Origin of the sequence: Clostridium sp. (genome assembly GCF_029258205.1) — a bacterium.
Classification (GTDB): Bacteria; Bacillota; Clostridia; order Clostridiales; family Clostridiaceae; genus Sarcina.
Map to the genome: position 1 here is coordinate 1 of NZ_JARHZJ010000068.1, position 17,101 is coordinate 17,101.

Annotated in this window: 19 protein-coding genes; all 19 read left to right on the top strand. The window is 30.5% G+C overall.

Features of this window, described 5'->3' with window-relative positions:
• Window positions 1–30 precede the first annotated feature (30 nt).
• The 19 genes from Q1J60_RS08620 (at window position 31) to Q1J60_RS08710 (ending at window position 16,821) form a co-directional block, all read left to right on the top strand.
• Window positions 31–1,161 carry a 1-propanol dehydrogenase PduQ gene (locus tag Q1J60_RS08620; RefSeq protein ID WP_300260896.1) on the top strand — a complete coding sequence of 377 codons (1,131 nt, stop codon included), beginning with the start codon at window positions 31–33 and terminating at the stop codon, window positions 1,159–1,161.
• 352 nt (window positions 1,162–1,513) lie between these two features.
• Window positions 1,514–1,864 (top strand): ethanolamine utilization microcompartment protein EutS, encoded by a 351-nt coding sequence (eutS, locus tag Q1J60_RS08625; protein WP_003453843.1) that lies wholly within the window; start codon window positions 1,514–1,516, stop codon window positions 1,862–1,864.
• A 3-nt stretch (window positions 1,865–1,867) separates the two neighbouring features.
• Window positions 1,868–2,302 carry a EutP/PduV family microcompartment system protein gene (locus Q1J60_RS08630; protein WP_300260899.1) on the top strand — a complete coding sequence of 145 codons (435 nt, stop codon included), beginning with the start codon at window positions 1,868–1,870 and terminating at the stop codon, window positions 2,300–2,302.
• A 17-nt stretch (window positions 2,303–2,319) separates the two neighbouring features.
• Window positions 2,320–2,895 carry an ANTAR domain-containing response regulator gene (locus Q1J60_RS08635; RefSeq protein WP_300260900.1) on the top strand — a complete coding sequence of 192 codons (576 nt, stop codon included), beginning with the start codon at window positions 2,320–2,322 and terminating at the stop codon, window positions 2,893–2,895.
• 2 nt (window positions 2,896–2,897) lie between these two features.
• Window positions 2,898–4,325, top strand: coding sequence for a GAF domain-containing sensor histidine kinase (locus Q1J60_RS08640; protein WP_300260927.1), 1,428 nt, complete (start codon window positions 2,898–2,900; stop codon window positions 4,323–4,325).
• 214 nt (window positions 4,326–4,539) lie between these two features.
• A complete protein-coding gene (gene eutA / locus Q1J60_RS08645) occupies window positions 4,540–5,973 on the top strand; it encodes an ethanolamine ammonia-lyase reactivating factor EutA (RefSeq protein WP_300260930.1) in 1,434 nt (477 codons plus the stop codon).
• A gap of 18 nt (window positions 5,974–5,991) precedes the next feature.
• Window positions 5,992–7,359 (top strand): ethanolamine ammonia-lyase subunit EutB, encoded by a 1,368-nt coding sequence (locus Q1J60_RS08650; RefSeq protein WP_300260933.1) that lies wholly within the window; start codon window positions 5,992–5,994, stop codon window positions 7,357–7,359.
• A 16-nt stretch (window positions 7,360–7,375) separates the two neighbouring features.
• Window positions 7,376–8,263, top strand: a complete 888-nt coding sequence (eutC, locus tag Q1J60_RS08655) for an ethanolamine ammonia-lyase subunit EutC (protein ID WP_300260936.1) — start codon at window positions 7,376–7,378, stop codon at window positions 8,261–8,263.
• Window positions 8,264–8,284: 21 nt separating this feature from the next.
• Entirely contained in the window at window positions 8,285–8,938 is a 654-nt protein-coding gene (gene eutL / locus Q1J60_RS08660) for an ethanolamine utilization microcompartment protein EutL (protein WP_300260940.1), read from the top strand.
• Window positions 8,939–8,950: 12 nt separating this feature from the next.
• Window positions 8,951–9,730, top strand: a complete 780-nt coding sequence (locus tag Q1J60_RS08665; RefSeq protein WP_300260943.1) for a BMC domain-containing protein — start codon at window positions 8,951–8,953, stop codon at window positions 9,728–9,730.
• Entirely contained in the window at window positions 9,730–11,208 is a 1,479-nt protein-coding gene (locus tag Q1J60_RS08670) for an acetaldehyde dehydrogenase (acetylating) (RefSeq protein ID WP_300260946.1), read from the top strand. Before Q1J60_RS08665 ends, Q1J60_RS08670 begins: the two co-directional genes overlap by 1 nt.
• Window positions 11,209–11,352: 144 nt before the next feature.
• A complete protein-coding gene (gene eutM, locus Q1J60_RS08675; protein ID WP_003453976.1) occupies window positions 11,353–11,643 on the top strand; it encodes an ethanolamine utilization microcompartment protein EutM in 291 nt (96 codons plus the stop codon).
• Window positions 11,644–11,720: 77 nt separating this feature from the next.
• Window positions 11,721–12,497: a cobalamin adenosyltransferase family protein gene (locus Q1J60_RS08680; protein WP_300260949.1), complete on the top strand. Its 777-nt coding sequence runs from the start codon at window positions 11,721–11,723 to the stop codon at window positions 12,495–12,497.
• 9 nt (window positions 12,498–12,506) lie between these two features.
• A complete protein-coding gene (gene eutD, locus Q1J60_RS08685) occupies window positions 12,507–13,142 on the top strand; it encodes an ethanolamine utilization phosphate acetyltransferase EutD (RefSeq protein ID WP_300260952.1) in 636 nt (211 codons plus the stop codon).
• Between the two features lie 210 nt (window positions 13,143–13,352).
• Complete coding sequence (locus Q1J60_RS08690; protein ID WP_423249125.1) at window positions 13,353–14,111, top strand: TIGR02536 family ethanolamine utilization protein; 759 nt, start codon at window positions 13,353–13,355, stop codon at window positions 14,109–14,111.
• 251 nt (window positions 14,112–14,362) lie between these two features.
• On the top strand, window positions 14,363–14,635 hold the full coding sequence (locus tag Q1J60_RS08695; protein WP_300260958.1) for a EutN/CcmL family microcompartment protein: 273 nt from the start codon (window positions 14,363–14,365) through the stop codon (window positions 14,633–14,635).
• Between the two features lies 1 nt (window position 14,636).
• On the top strand, window positions 14,637–15,191 hold the full coding sequence (locus tag Q1J60_RS08700; RefSeq protein ID WP_300260961.1) for an ethanolamine utilization microcompartment shell protein: 555 nt from the start codon (window positions 14,637–14,639) through the stop codon (window positions 15,189–15,191).
• A gap of 50 nt (window positions 15,192–15,241) precedes the next feature.
• A complete protein-coding gene (gene eutH, locus Q1J60_RS08705; RefSeq protein ID WP_300260965.1) occupies window positions 15,242–16,342 on the top strand; it encodes an ethanolamine utilization protein EutH in 1,101 nt (366 codons plus the stop codon).
• Window positions 16,343–16,344: 2 nt separating this feature from the next.
• Window positions 16,345–16,821 (top strand): EutQ-related cupin domain-containing protein, encoded by a 477-nt coding sequence (locus Q1J60_RS08710; RefSeq protein ID WP_300260968.1) that lies wholly within the window; start codon window positions 16,345–16,347, stop codon window positions 16,819–16,821.
• Window positions 16,822–17,101 lie beyond the last annotated feature (280 nt).

Genomic DNA, 17,101 nt, shown 5'->3' on the forward strand with positions numbered 1-17,101 from the left:
AATAATTAATAAGAAGAGGGGAGCTAAAAAATGAAGAGGTTTAAGATTAAGACAGAAATTCTTTTTGGAGAAGGAGCCTTAGATTACTTAAAGGAACTTAAGAACAAAAAAGTTTTTATAGTAACAGATCCTTTTATGGTTAAGTCAGGGACTATAGAAAAATTAACTAATAACCTTACATCATCTGAAGTTTGTATATTTAGTGAAATAGTTCCAGATCCACCAATTGAGTTAGTTGTAAGTGGAATAGAAATGCTTAAAGATTTTAATCCTGATGTTGTTATTGCTTTAGGGGGAGGTTCTGCTATAGATGCAACTAAGGCGATAATAGATTTTTCAAAAAAATTAGTTAAATTAAATGATATTAAGTTTGTAGCTATACCAACAACAAGTGGTACAGGTTCAGAGGTTACTTCATTTTCAGTAATAACAGATAAGCAAAAAGGAATTAAATATCCTTTAGTATCAGATGAATTATTACCAGATATAGCGATTTTAGATCCAGAACTTGTAAAAACAGTTCCCAATTTTATAACTGCAGATACAGGGATGGATGTACTTACTCATGCGTTAGAAGCGTATGTTTCTAAGAATGCAACAGACTTTTCAGATGCCTTAGCTGAAAAAGCAGCTACTTTAGTATTTAAATATTTACTAAAAGCTTATGAAAATGGAAATGATATAGAGGCTAGAGAAAAAATGCATAATGCATCATGTTTAGCTGGGTTAGCATTTAATGAGGCTTCTTTAGGAATAAACCATGGTATTGCTCATGTTTTAGGAGGAAAATTCCATGTTCCTCATGGAAGAACTAACTCAATATTATTACCACATGTAATAGAATATAATGCGAACATAACAAGTTATAATTCTAAGGATTTTAGTGAAGCAGCAGAAAAGTATGCTAAAATAGCTAAAATAGTTGGATTACAGGGATCTAATACTAGAGGATTATTAAAAAATCTTGTAAATGAAATTAAAAAGATGCAAAAGGCAATGAATATGCCTACAACCTTAAGAGAATGTAAAGTCGATAGTGATGAACTAAAGAGCTTAGAAAATGAAATAGCTCAATTAGCACTAAAGGATGCATGTACAGAAAGTAATCCAAGGGTACCAGATGAAAAGGATATAATAGCTATTTTAAATAAAATTAAATAGCTTTTTATAAGATTCAAAATAGTATTATTATATTAGAATTTGTCCTATTTTGTAGCTTGTTTTAAAAAATTTATAAATATATACTTAATGAAGAATTAATCAAAATACAATAAAATTGTTAATGTGACAAAATAATAAAAAAGATTTGTGAATATGTTGACAATTTTATTATTAAAATTTATAATAAAGATATCACAAAGGTGTGATTAAGTTTTAGAGCAATGTAGCTTCTTAAAGGGATTTCATTTACTTAACTGTAGGAATGAAACTTTAAGGAGCTTTTTTATTAAATAGTTATGAAAAGGATTTATTTAGTCAAAGATTTAACTTTGGAAAGTAAGGTGAGAAACATATGGGAGAAGAGTCAAAACAGAGAATTATACAAGAATATGTACCAGGGAAACAAGTTACACTTGCTCATATAATAGCAAATCCTAATGAGGACATATATAAAAAATTAGGTCTTATAGTAGACAAGAAGGATGCCATAGGAATACTAACTATAACACCAAGTGAAGCCTCTATTATTGCGGCAGACGTGGCTACAAAGGCTTCAGGAGTTTCATTAGGTTTTATAGATAGATTTAGTGGATCTTTAGTAGTAACTGGTGATATAAGTTCTGTTGAGTCAGCATTAAATGAAGTTTTAGATGTTTTAGGTAATATTTTAAATTTCTCATCAACTAAAATCACGAGGACTTAATATATGGGAAGAGTAATATTTATGGGTAAGACAGGATGTGGGAAAACAACATTATGTCAAGCCTTAAACAATCTAGAAATAAAGTATAAGAAAACTCAAGCCATAGAACTATATGATAATGCCATAGATACTCCAGGAGAATATATGGAAAACAGAGGATACTATACTGCTTTAATAGTTACAGCAGCAGATTCTGATATTATAGCTTTAGTTTATGACTGTACTTCAGAAGAAAATTATATTGCTCCAGGCTTTGCAAGTATATTTTGTAAAGAAGTTATAGGCATTATCACAAAGATAAATCTAGCTAAGGAGAAGTCAGAAATAGAAGTAGCAGAAGAACGGTTAAATTTAGCTGGAGTAAGCAAAATATTTAAAGTTGATACAGTAGATGATGTGGGAATTAAAGAGTTATTTAATTATCTAAACAAATTTTAATTTGAGGTGAACTGTTAATGAAAAGAACTATAGTAATAGTCGATGATGAGCCTATTACAAGAATGGATACAAGAGAAATTTTAGAGGCTAATGGATACGAGGTTGTAGGAGAAGCTTCTGATGGTTTTGAAGCAATTGAAGTTTGTAAAAAATATAATCCTAGCTTAGTTTTAATGGATATAGATATGCCTTTACTTGATGGAATAAAAGCTAGTAAGGTATTAACTAAGGAAAATTTAGTTGGGGGCATAATATTATTAACAGCATTTGAAGACAAAAAATATATTGAAATGGCTAAAGAAGTAGGAGGCTTTGGATATATGATTAAGCCTATAAATGAAAAAGTATTTATTCCTACTATAGAGATGTGCTTATCAAAGGCTGAAGAGTTTGATGAACTGAAAAAAGATTATGATAAGATAAATAATAAATTAAATGATAGAAAGTTAATAGAGAAGGCAAAAGGAATACTTGTTAAGCAATTGAACTCAAATGAAAATGAGGCTTATAATAGAATAAGAAAATTAAGTATGGATAGAAGAACTACTATGGCTGAAATAGCAAAAATAATCATTGTTGGTTATGAGGGATAATAATGATTAGAGTATTATGTAAAGAAAACACGCATTTAAGTCAAGATGATATAAATAAGATAAGTGAAGTTTCAAAGTCACTACAAATCATGGCGGATTTTTATGAGAGTGATGCGTTTATAGATGTTTTAGATAAAGAGGGAAATTTTGCTATTGTAGTAGACCATGCTATTCCAGAAGACAAGCCTTCATTATATAAAGAGAAAGTAGTTGGAAAAAGAGCTTTAAAGGAAAATGAGCCAGGTGTTATAGAAACATTGAAAAATGGGTCAGTTAATAAGGATATAAAAGCACTAACTCAAGAAAATAAATTTGTAAAGCAAAGAATACATCCAATTTTTAATGAAGAAAAGGTTGTAGGAGTTGTCATAGTAGAAAAAGACATTAGTAATGAGCTTGAAAGTGATTTCAAGATTGACATAAGTTCTGCAAATGAAAGTTCAGAATCAAAGAGTTTTTTAAATCTATTAAGAGAAGGAGCTTTAATAACAAACAATCTTCATGATGGAATACTTGTTTTTGATAAAAGAGGAAAGCTTGTTATAAAAAATATTAAAGCAGATAATATATATAGTGGTTTAGGATATAAAAGTATAGACTATGGAGATGACTTTAATAAATTGTCCTTAGACAATGCCAAGTTTGAATATATATCAAATACAAGTGGAGAGAAGGATAATTTAAAACAAATAATAGAAGTTAAATTAAAAAATTCTTATTTTCAATTAAGTAGGACTTTTATAGATGAGGAAAATTTAAGAATAATTGAGATAATAAAGGATATAAGTGATGTTAAAAATAAAGAAGCTGAGTTAGTTTTAAAATCAGTGGCATTAAGGGAAGCACATCATAGAGTTAAAAATAGTTTGCAAACAGCAGCGGCATTACTTAGAAGTCAAAGTAGACGATGCAAAAGTGATGAGGCAAAGGAATATTTACAAGAAAGTGTAAACAGAATACTTGCTATTGCTACTACTCACGATTTATTATCTAAATCGCAAGGAAATAATATTAAGGTTAGAGATGCTATTGATGTATTAACAGAAAATATAAAGAAAAGTTGGTATGGATCTAACATAAATATTTATATAACAGGAAACAATTTTTATATGGATGGAGAAAAGTTAACTGGATTACTTTTAATAATGAATGAACTTATACAAAATTGTTTTGATCATGCATTTGCTGATAGAGATGAAGGTACAATACAAATTCTTATACAAAGTGATGGAGAAGATAAAGCCATAGCTGTTGTTGATAATGGATGTGGATTTGACTTAGGTTTGATTAACAATAATAATTTAGGATTATTTATAGTTAATAGTTACATAAAAGATCAGTTAAAAGGAACTATGAGTATAACTTCTAATAGAGAAGGAACTAAGGTACTATTAAATTTTAAAATTGAAGAAAATGAAGAATTTAAATAACTATGAACTGCAAAGTAGTGGTTTGAATTGAGCAATGAGGCTTAAGGTTATAGAAAATAAAACTTAGATTTTTAAATCATGTTTATTTCTGTAGCTTTAAGCCTTTTTAGTTCTTTAAAATAATTATCTAAATTAAAGAATTTAATTAGGCATTATAAGTTGATATGAAAAATAACAATTTATAAATTTTTAAAAATATTAAGGGGGTGAAAGGATGAGAGAGGAACTTTTAAGTGTTGGAATAGATATAGGCACAAGTACAACTCAGCTTATATTTTCTAAGTTAATAGTTGAAAATGAAGCATCAGCTTTTACCGTTCCAAGAATAAGTATTGTAGATAAGGAAATTATATATAGAAGTGAAGTTTATTTTACACCACTTATTTCAAATAATGAAATAGATGGAAGAAAAATAAAAGAAATTATTGAAGAAGAATATAAAAAGGCTGGAACAAATAAGGATGATATTCAAACAGGTGCAGTAATAATAACAGGAGAAACAGCTAGAAAAGAAAATGCAAACGATGTATTACATACATTGAGTGGATTTGCTGGAGACTTTGTTGTAGCAACAGCTGGACCAGATTTAGAAAGTATAATAGCTGGAAAGGGTGCTGGAGCACATATTTATTCTAAGGAACATTCAACTAGTGTTGTAAATATAGACATTGGAGGAGGTACAAGTAACCTTGCACTTTTTTTAAGAGGTGAAGTTAAGGATACTGGATGTCTAGATGTAGGAGGAAGACTTATAAAGATTAATCCAAATACAAGAGAGATAATATATATTTCACCTAAAATAGAAAAAATAATAAAAGAAAAGAACTTAGGACTAAAGATAGGGACTAAGGCAACACTAGAGAATATTAAACCAGTAGTTAATATGATGGTTGCTTGGTTAGAGGAAAGTGTTGGTTTAAAGCCTAAGGATGAATACTTTGATTACATAGTGACTAATAAAAATATAGATTTAGAAACTGAAATAAAATGCATATCCTTCTCAGGAGGTGTTGCAGATTATATATACTATGATGGAGAAATCCAGGATTATTTTAAATATGGAGATATTGGAATAATACTAGGAGAAGCTATTAAAAATTCAGATTTATGTAAGAAGCTTAAAGTAGTAAGATCTATTGAAACTATAAGAGCAACTGTTGTTGGAGCTGGCTCTCATACAACAGAAATAAGTGGAAGTACAATTACTTACACAAAGGATAGCTTCCCAATAAAAAATTTACCAATATTAAAGCTTAGTTTAGAAGATGAAAGTCAAGGTGCTTATGAATTAGAAACAGCTCTTAGGAAAAAAATAGAGTGGTTTAGATTAGAAAATGATTTTCAAAAGATAGCAATAGCTATTAATGGTAAAAAGAATCCATCCTTTAAAGAGATACAGGAGTATGCAAAAGGTCTTGTAAGTGGGATGAAGGATTTAATTGAGAAAGATGGACAACTAATAGTAGTTGTTGAAAATGATATGGCTAAGGTTTTAGGACAAGCAATATATTCCTTACTTAATTTTCAAAAAGAAATTATATGTATTGATGGTATTAAGGTAGAAAATGGAGATTACATAGACCTTGGAACACCAATTGCAGATGGAAAAGTATTACCAGTTGTTATAAAAACATTAGTTTTCAACTAATTGGAAGGAGGATAAGAAATGATTTTAAAAACAAAATTATTTGGAAAAGTCTATGATTTCAAATCTTTAAATGAGGTTATGGCTAAGGCAAACGAAGAGAAATCAGGAGATAGATTAGCTGGATTAGCAGCAGAGTCTTCAGAAGAAAGAGTAGCAGCGAAGGTTGTATTATCAAATATAACTTTAGAGGATTTAAGAAATAACCCAGCAGTTCCTTATGAAATAGACGAGGTAACTAGAATAATTCAAGATGATGTAAATGAAAAAATATACAATGAAATAAAACATTGGACAGTATCTGAATTTAGAGAGTGGATATTAGATGAAAATACAACAAGTGATGATATAAGAAGAATTTCAAGAGGTTTAACTTCTGAAATGGTAGCAGCTGTAGCAAAATTAATGTCTAATATGGACTTAATATATGGAGCAAGAAAGATAAAGGTAACAGCACACTGTAACACAACAATAGGTGAAAAAGGAACTTTATCAGCGAGACTTCAACCGAATCATCCAACAGATGATCCAGATGGAATAATGGCTTCATTATTAGAAGGATTAACTTTTGGAGTTGGTGATGCAGTTTTAGGATTAAACCCAGTTGATGACTCTGTTGAGAGTGTTACTAAAGTATTAAAGAGATTTGATGAAATAAAAAGAAAATTTAAAATACCAACTCAAACTTGTGTACTAGCTCACGTAACAACTCAAATGGAAGCTATAAGACAAGGTGCACCTACAGACTTAATATTCCAATCAATAGCAGGTTCTGAAAAGGGAAATGAAGCTTTTGGATTTAATGCAGCAACTATAGAAGAAGCTAGACAATTAGCTTTAAAGCAAGGAACAGCTACTGGTCCAAATGTAATGTACTTTGAAACTGGACAAGGTTCAGAGCTTTCATCAGATGCTCACCATGGAGTTGATCAAGTAACTATGGAAGCTAGATGTTATGGATTCGCTAAGAGATTCCAACCATTCTTAGTTAACACAGTTGTTGGATTCATAGGACCAGAGTATTTATATGATTCAAAACAAGTTATAAGAGCTGGGCTTGAAGATCACTTTATGGGTAAATTAACAGGAATACCAATGGGATGTGATGCATGTTATACAAATCACATGAAAGCAGACCAAAATGATATAGAAAATTTAGCTGTATTATTAACAACAGCAGGATGTACTTATTTCATGGGAATTCCACATGGAGATGACGTAATGCTTAACTATCAAACTACAGGATATCATGAGACAGCTGCTTTAAGAGAAATGTTTGGATTAACAGCTATTAAAGAGTTCCAAGATTGGTTAGTTGAAATGGGATTTGTAGATGAAAATGGAAAACTTACTAAAAAAGCAGGAGACGCATCTGTACTTTTAGGATAGGAGGGAGAAGAGAGTTATGAACGAAAAAGATTTAAAACTAATGGTTGAGCAATTAGTTAGCCAAATGGTTGGAGAAGTTGATGTAAAATCAGTAGAAAAAGTGGTTAAAGAAGTTGCTCAAAATCAATCTCAAGTGGAAAGCGATGAGTTTATACCAGATATTACAGAGATAGATATAAAGAAGCAACTTTTAGTTGATAATCCAGTTGATAGAGAGGCTTACTTAGAAATGAAAGCTAAAACACCGGCTAGATTAGGTTTAGGAAGAGCAGGAGCTAGATATAAAACTATAACAGCTTTAAGAATGAGAGCAGACCATGCTGCTGCACAAGACTCAGTTTTCTCAGATGTTTCAGAGGAATTTATAAAGAAAAATAATTTTATACCTTTGAAAACTATGTGTACTGATAAGGATGAATATGTAACTCGTCCAGATCTTGGAAGAAAATTTTCTGAAGAAACAATAGAGGTTATAAAAGAAAAATGTGATAAAAACCCTAAGGTTCAAATTATGGTTGGAGATGGTTTAAGTTCAGCTGCAATAGAAGCTAACGTAGAAGATATTCTTCCTTCAATAGAGCAAGGATTAAAAATGTATGGTTTAAATGTTGGACCTATAATATTTGTTAAATATTGTAGAGTTCCAGCTATGGATGCTGTAGGAGAAGCAACTGGGGCAGATGTTGTTTGCTTACTAGTTGGAGAAAGACCAGGTCTTGTAACTGCTGAGTCAATGTCAGCATATATAGCATATAAACCAAAGGTTGGAATGCCAGAAGCTAAGAGAACTGTTATATCAAACATTCATAAAGGTGGAACAACTGCCGTTGAAGCAGGAGCTCATATTGCAGAGTTAATAAAAACAATGTTAGATAAAAAAGCTTCAGGAATAGATCTTAAATAATAAGTTTGGAGGGAATTAAGCATGAAAAATGATTTAATACGTCCTAATGTTTTAAGCGTTAAGATAATATCAAATGTTAGTCCAGAGATGGCTAAAAAATTAGAATTAGAACCACATCACAAGAGTTTAGGATTAATCACAGCAGACTGTGATGATGTAACTTATACAGCTTTAGATGAGGCTACAAAAGCAGCAGAGGTAGATGTAGTTTACGCTAGATCAATGTATGCTGGAGCTTTAAATGCTTCAACAAAATTAGCTGGGGAAGTAATTGGTATCTTAGCTGGACCAAGTCCTGCTGAAGTTAGAAGTGGATTAAATGCTACTTTAGATTTCATTGATAGTGGAGTTGGATTTATAAGTGCAAATGAAGATGATTCAATTTGTTACTATGCTCAATGTGTATCAAGAACTGGATCATATCTTTCAAAAACAGCAGGAATAAGAGAAGGTGAAGCTTTAGCTTATTTAGTAGCTCCTCCATTAGAAGCAATGTATGCTTTAGATGCAGCATTAAAGGCTGCAGATGTTGAAATGTGTGAATTCTTTGCACCTCCAACAGAAACAAACTTTGCAGGAGCCTTACTTACAGGATCACAATCAGCATGTAAAGCAGCATGTGATGCATTTGCAGAGGCAGTACAATCAGTAGCTAGTAATCCATTAGGATTCTAATAGGCTAAAAATATGGGAAAAGCTTTAGGATTAATAGAATTTATAGGATATGTACCAGCCATATGTGCTGCAGATACAGCCTTAAAATCTGCAAGTGTTGATTTGATTGGAATAGAAAAGGTTACTGGAGGAATTGTAACTGTAAAGATTACAGGAGATGTAGATGCTGTACAAGCTGCGGTTGAATCTGCTAAAAATTATTCAAGTAGAATTGGAAGTTTAAGAAGTGCTCATGTAATTCCAAGACTTGATGATGAAGTAGAAAATCTTTTGATAAATAGTAAAATTTCAGAAGATAAAGTACAAGAAAAAATTCAAGAGTTGGAAGAAGATATTAAAGATGTTTATGAAGAAATAAGAGATGAGAACAAAGAGGTTATTAAAGAGGAAACAGAGTCTAAAGAAGAATTCCTACAAGAAGATATTGTTGAATGTGTTAAAAATGTTAATGAGGAAATAAAAGATGAATCTGATTTAGATGAAATAAAGGTTTTTGAAATGACTGAAAATGAAGAAATCTCAAAGAAAGACTTAGAAGAGGTTACTAGAAAGTCTGAACTAATAGAAATTATAGAAGATAAGGAAAAAGTTTCAGAGGATGAGAAGAAAGAGCATCTAAATAAAGAAGTTGATTCTATAGATAAAAAAGAAATATCTAAAATGAGTGTTAAAGAATTAAGAAAAAAAATAAAATACTTAAATATTAACATAACTTCTAATAAACTTAAGTCTCTAAAGAAAAAAGATTTAGTAGATATATTGCTAAAATATAATGAAGAAGGTGACAGTTAATGGAATTTTTAGATAAAGACTTAGTTTCCATACAGGAAACTAGGGAACTTATAAGAAAAGCTAAAGAAGCTCAAAGTAAGTTAGCTCTTATGAGTCAACAAGATATAGACAGAATCGTTAAAGCCATATCTGATGCTGCTTATGAAAATTCTGAAAAGCTTGCTAAGATGGCAAATGAGGAAACAGGATTTGGTAAATGGGAAGATAAAGTATTAAAAAATGTTTTTGCAGCAAAAACAGTTTATGAATCAATAAAGGACACAAAAACAGTTGGAATAGTAGAGGAAAATGTTGAGAAAAGATCATTTAAAATTATGGTGCCAGTAGGAGTAGTTGCAGGGCTTATACCATCAACAAATCCCACTTCAACAGCAATCTACAAAGCTATGATTTCAATAAAAGCTAGAAATGCAATTGTTTTATCACCACATCCAAGTGCAAAGAAATGTATTATTGAAACAGCTAAGATAATAGCTAAGGCTGCTGAGAGAGCAGGTTGTCCAGAAGGAGCTATAGGGTGCATTACAGTACCTTCAATAGAAGGTACTAATGAATTAATGAAGAATAAAGATACTTCATTGATCCTAGCAACTGGCGGAGAAGCAATGGTTAGAGCAGCTTATTCATCAGGAACACCAGCTATAGGAGTTGGACCTGGAAATGGACCAGCTTTCATAGATAAGAGTGCAGATGTTAAGTTAGCAGTTAAGAGAATATTAGATTCTAAAACTTTTGATAATGGAACAATATGTGCTTCAGAACAATCAATAGTAGTTGAAAAAGCTATGGAAGATGAGGTTGTTAGAGAATTAAAAGAACAAGGAGCTTACTTCTTAACTGAAGAACAAGCAAATCAATTATCTAAATTTGTAATGAGAGCAAATGGAACTATGAATCCACAAATAGTTGGAAAAACTCCTCAAGATATAGCTAAATTAGCTGGCTTAGAAGGAATTCCATCTTGGGCAAGAGTTTTAATTCCAAGAGAGTGCCATGTTGGACATAAGTATCCATTCTCAAGAGAAAAGTTAACAACTATTTTAACTTTCTTTGTAGAAGAGAATGTAGATGCTGTATTAAATAGATGTAAAGAAATATTACTAAATGAAGGAGCTGGACATACATTCTGTATGCATGCAAATGATGAGAAACTTGTTAAGAGATTTGCATTAGAAATGCCAGTTTCAAGAATGGTAGTAAATTCACCAGGTGCTCTTGGTGGAATAGGAGCTACAATCAACTTAATGCCTGCATTAACATTAGGATGTGGGGCAGTTGGAGGAAGTTCTACATCAAATAACATAGGACCATTAGATTTAATGAATACAAGAAATGTAGCTTATGGAGTTAGAGAACTTGAAGATATTAGAGAATTAGCTGTAGGAGCTACAAAGGAAGTTGCTTCAAGTTTAGACTTAGGTGACAAAGAAGAATTAATAAACTTATTAGTTAAAAAGATTATTGAGGAACTTAAGTAAGTTTTAAGATAATTTGATTCTAATATAAATTAAAGACTTATTTAATATTATAGATAATTTTCATTACAAAGAAATGAAAATATATAAAATGATTAATTAAAGGCAAATAAAAAATAAAAAAGATATTTTGAGGAGGAATTTGTTATGGCAAACGCAAACGCATTAGGAATGATCGAAACTAGAGGATTAGTAGGAGCAATAGAAGCTGCTGACGCAATGGTTAAGGCTGCAAATGTTCAATTAGTAGGAAAAGAGCAAGTTGGTGGAGGATTAGTAACTGTTATGGTTAGAGGAGATGTTGGAGCTGTTAAAGCTGCTACTGACGCTGGAGCTGCTGCTGCTGAAAGAGTTGGAGATTTAATATCAGTACATGTAATCCCAAGACCACACTTTGAAGTGGATGCTATATTACCAAAGGCACCAAAAGCTGAATAATAAAAAGTTGTAATTAGGGGTTGCATAAAGAGTTTTTTATGCACTCCTTTTATACATCTAATAGGGGATGTGATAAAATGGCTGTTTTGACAGAAGGTGAGGTAAGAAAAAGATTAAGTAGAGAAGACCTAAAGTCTTTAAAAGAATTTAAGGTTGTAAAGGGAGAAATAATAACTCCATCTGCAAAGTCTTATTTAGCTGAACATAATATAAATTTAGTTTATGTTAATTCTGAAGAAGAAAAATTAAATAAAGAAACAGAATCTAAAGAGATAATAAGAGAAGTTGTTAGAGAAAAAGAATACAAGTACGAAACTGTTTTTGGAGCTAAGTTAGATGAAAAACCAGAACATATGACACAGCTAACAGGAAATCTTCTTGTATTTAAAGATCATAAGAGAATAATATTTAGAGGTAAGATAGATTCTCTTGAAGCAAGAATTGTTGAAACTCAAATTCTTTGTCACAAACAAGGAATGAATAAACTTGTAGAAGACCTTCAAGAAATACTAAATCTTATAGGAAGAATATTGAGATGTGAGGTTTTAAGTGAGCCTCTAGAAGATTTTTCTCTTCAAGGAATGACAGAAAAGGATCTTAGAGAAAAATCACATAATCCTAAAAAATACTTTGGTATAGGACATGAGATGCCAACTTATGAAATGGGTGAAATAGTGACTGCACTAAATATTTTAAGAACTTTGACTAGAGAAACAGAGCTTTCAGCTTATGAAGCTTTTAAAGGTAAATATGGACAAGTTGAGAGAGAAGATTTAATTAGGGCTTTAAATAGACTATCCTCAGTATTTTGGATTATGATATTTAAAGTTAGAACAGGAAAGTACGAGAAATAGGAGGAAGCTATGGACAATCTATTACATGACATTATAGAGGAAGTAGTCAGAAGAGTTAAGGATAAAGCTTTTATAGAAGTTGAAGCTTCAGGTAGACATGTTCATTTAACTAAAGAACATATAGACATATTATTTGGAGAAGGCTATGAACTTACTAGAATAAAAGACTTATCTCAACCAGGTCAGTATGCTTGTAAAGAGAGAGTTACTATATCAGGACCTAAAGGAAGTATAGATAACGTTGTGGTTTTAGGACCACCTAGGAAAGAAACTCAAGTGGAAATTTCATTTACAGATTCTTTAGTATTAGGGTCTATACCTCCAGTTAAATTAAGTGGAGATTTAGATAATACTCCTGAAATAACAATTTCAACAGAGAGAGCTTCTATAGCTTTAAATAGAGGGTTAATGGTTGCTAAAAGACACATACACATGACACCAGAGGATGCAAAAAAATTTGGAGTTAGCAATAATGAAAGTGTAAAAGTTAAGGTTTTAGGAAAAAGACCTTTAATATTTGATGATGTAATTGTAAGAGTTAGTAACGATTACAGAACATTTATGCATATTGATTACGATGAAGCAAATGCCTGCGGATTTTCAAAGGGAACTTTTGCCTTAATAGTTGGAAAAGATGGAAAATAATAATTTAATATATTGAACTTATAAATTAAGATAAAAATTAATTAGAATTTTATAAAGGTTTGTACTAGCTTAATTATATAAGAGTGCTTAAAGATTTCTATTGGTTTAGTAAGATAAGCTTTTATAAAGTATTATATTACTAAATTACATAAATTTTTATAAGGATTTAAATAAGATTTTTAGTTAATGCAAATGAGCGTAAGCCTCTAGATGAAAGGGGGTAAGAATAATATGGAATATGAAAAGTTAGTTGAATTTTTAGTAGATGAAATATACAAGAGAATTCAAGAGGAAAATAGTAAAAGTAAATCTTTAGAAAAGAGAAAATCCATTGTTATAATTGGGGAGAGCAATGTTAGTTTCTATAGAGAAGCTTTAAAAGAATTTGATATCAATCCATTAACATCAGAATGTAAAGATTGTGACATATTACTTATATCAAAGCTTTGCATTAAGGGACTTAGTAACATAGCTCAAGGAACATGGACAACAAAGTCTGAAAATTTTGTTTTAGAAATGCTTTTAAAAGGTAAGAAAGTTTATATTCTTGAGAATGGTATTGAGTATAGAAAGTACAAAAATACAGCTCCAAAAGTTTTATACAATAAATATATTAAGTTTGAGGAAGAGCTTCTAGCTTATGGGATAGAAGTTATAGATGATTTAAATAAGATCTCAATAGAAAGCAAGGATGAAAAAGCTTCTTTTGATGGTATTAAAGAAGAAATAAGTAAAAATATTTGTTTATGTAATGAAAATAAGGTTGAATGCAAAAAGGATTTAGATACAAATATTATTTCAGATGAGTTCACAATAAATCTTTCAAATAAAAAATTAGTATCAGAAAGTGATTTGAGAAAGCCTCATATAAAAGGAGTAAGGACATTAATAGTTGATAAAAAGGCTATAATTACTCCGCTAGCAAAGGATTATATTCGCATAAATAATTTGAATGTTGTGCTTTCTTAGAGTAACTTAACTCTTTAAAATATGGATGATTTTTGCTTATGAAAATTATTAAATTTAAGAGTCATCCATATTTAAAATAAATAAGCTTATTACTTATAAAGATAAGTTTACTTGTAAATTTTCTTTGGATTTTTGTTTTATTAAAGGAACTCATTACTTAGTATATGTTAATAGAAGTAGGGTTAACTTAGTAAATCAAAGATTTGAAGTATTTAGGAAAGTGGCAATAAGAGGATTGGGAGTGGATTATTATGGAAATAGGAAGAGTAGTAGGAAATGTGTGGGCAACTAGAAAAGACGAAAAACTAAATGGACAAAAGTTTTTAATAGTTAAGCTTCTTATAAGTAAAGATAAAGAAAAAGAAGGTTTATTTGTGGCTGCTGATAATGCTGGTGCTGGAATTGGAGATACCGTTCTTATAACTCATGGTGGTGCTGCAAGACAATCTATTGGAAACAAAGAAGTTCCTATAGATGCTGCCATAGTAGGTATTATAGATTCTATAGATATTGAAGAGGACTAATATGAAAAAAAGTATAGGAGCTTTAGAATTTAGAAGTATTAGCAAAGGCATTGAAGTTTCAAATGAGGTTATTAAAAAAGCTTTTGTAGAAGTTTCTTATCTTAAAAGTGTTTGTCCAGGAAAATTCTTTTTAATTATTAATGGAGATGCTGGAGAGGTTAAGGAAGCTATAGACTTTGGAAAAAGACTTGGAGAGAAATATTTAGTTGGAAGCTTTATTATAAATTCTATTCACAATGACATAATAAATGCTCTTAAGGGAAAATATTCTCAAAAAAACATAGAGGATAAAGCAATTGGAATAATGGAAACAGGAAAGATTTCTTCTGGTATATTAGCTCTGGATAAAACATTAAAAAGTAGTGATGTTAATTTAGTTAAGCTTCAATTAGCTTTTGGAATTGGGGGAAAACTTGTATATATAGTTTCAGGAGATTTAAGTAGTGTAGAAAATGGAATAAGAGAAGGACAATCTATTTTACATGAAAGGGACATTATAAATGTTTCTATAATTCCTTTTGTACATAGTGAGATAGCAAAAAATTTAATTAAATAAATTTATGAAAAGTAATTAAGTAAATATTTTGAGAATAAGGGGGAAGAGAAATGAGTATTATAAACCAAGTTATAATTTATATAATGGTTGTATGTATGGCTTTAGGAGCTATAGACAAATGCTTAGGAAACAAATTTGGAATAGGCGAAAAGTTTGAAGAAGGTATTATGGCAATGGGTTCTTTAGCTTTAGCTATGGTTGGAGTTATATGTTTAGCACCAGTACTTGCTAATGTTTTAGGGCCAATAGTAACACCAGTATTTAATGCTTTAGGAGCAGACCCAGCAATGTTTGCAGGTTCAATACTTGCAAATGATATGGGAGGAGCACCACTTGCAGCAAGTTTAGCACAAGACCCACAAGCAGGTATGTTTAGTGGTTTAATTATAGGCGCTATGATGGGAGCTACTATAGTATTTACAATACCTGTATCATTAGGAATTATAGAAAAGAAAGATCATAAATTCTTAGCAACAGGAATTTTAGCAGGAATAATAACTATACCAGTAGGAGCTTTTGTTGGAGGATTAGTTGCAGGATTCCCAGCAATTATGATTCTTAAAAATTTAGTTCCAATAATTATATTTGCAATTTTAATAGCTATAGGTTTAATGAAAGCCGAAAATGCTATGATTAAAGGATTTACTTACTTTGGTAAAGGTGTTGTTATAGTTATAACTTTAGCTTTGGCAGCTGCTATTATAGAGGCTTTAACAGGAATAATAATAATACCAGGAATGAATCCTATTGGTGAAGGTATAGAAATAGTTGGAGATATTGCAATAGTTTTAGCTGGTGCATTTCCACTAGTTTATATAATCACTAAGGTATTTAAGAAACCTTTGATGGGACTTGGAAAAGTATTGGGAATGAATGAAATAGCTGCAGCAGGTATGGTTGCAAGTTTAGCAAATAATATCCCAATGTTTGGAATGTTAAAAGACATGGATGATAGAGGGAAAATAATAAACGTTGCATTTGCAGTATCAGCTTCATTTGTATTTGGTGATCATTTAGGATTTACAGCTGGATTTAATTCAGATATGATATTCCCTATGATAATTGCTAAATTAGTAGGAGGTATTACAGCAGTTCTTCTTGCAATGTTCATAGCAAATAAAACTTTAGGAAAAATAGAGGAGGCTAAATAATTATGGAAAACATAAGTAAGGAATTATTAGAAAAACTAGTAAGACAAATAATTGAAGAAAAGCTTGCTGGAGCATGTAATAACGATTCAGTTGACTTTATAAGAAATAAAGATGAAAGTGGAATAATGTCAATTAAGCTTCCAACAGTTAAGGTTGATGAATCTAATAGATTAGATACTGGAAATCCAAGAGATGTAGTTTATACTAAAGATTTATTTACATTAGAAGAGAGCCCAAGACTAGGTGCTGGAATAATGGAAATGAAAGAAACTACTTTTGACTGGACTTTAAACTATGATGAAATTGATTATGTTATAGAAGGTCATTTAGACATAATAATAGATGGAAGAAAGATTTCAGCAGATGCTGGGGAAATTATTTTAATACCTAAAGGATCAAAGATTCAATTCTCAGTTCCAGATTATGCTAGATTCATTTATGTAACTTATCCAGCAGATTGGGCAAGTCAAGCAGAATAATTACTATAAATAAGATTGAAGTATAAAAAAATAGAGCTTACTTTTTAAAAAGTAAGCTCTATTTTGGTATTAGGTTAGGTAAATATTAAGATTTTATTTGATGTAGAGTTTGGCAAATTATGCTGTGAGAAGTTTTTTTTGCATAATTTATGAAGAAGCGGATAAATTACTACATTATCAAAAAACTCCCCTACTATGATATTTATATGCAGAGAATTTTAAAAATATTCCAAAATTTTAAAGTAGTTGTTTTGAAATTTATGCAAATATATATTGACAT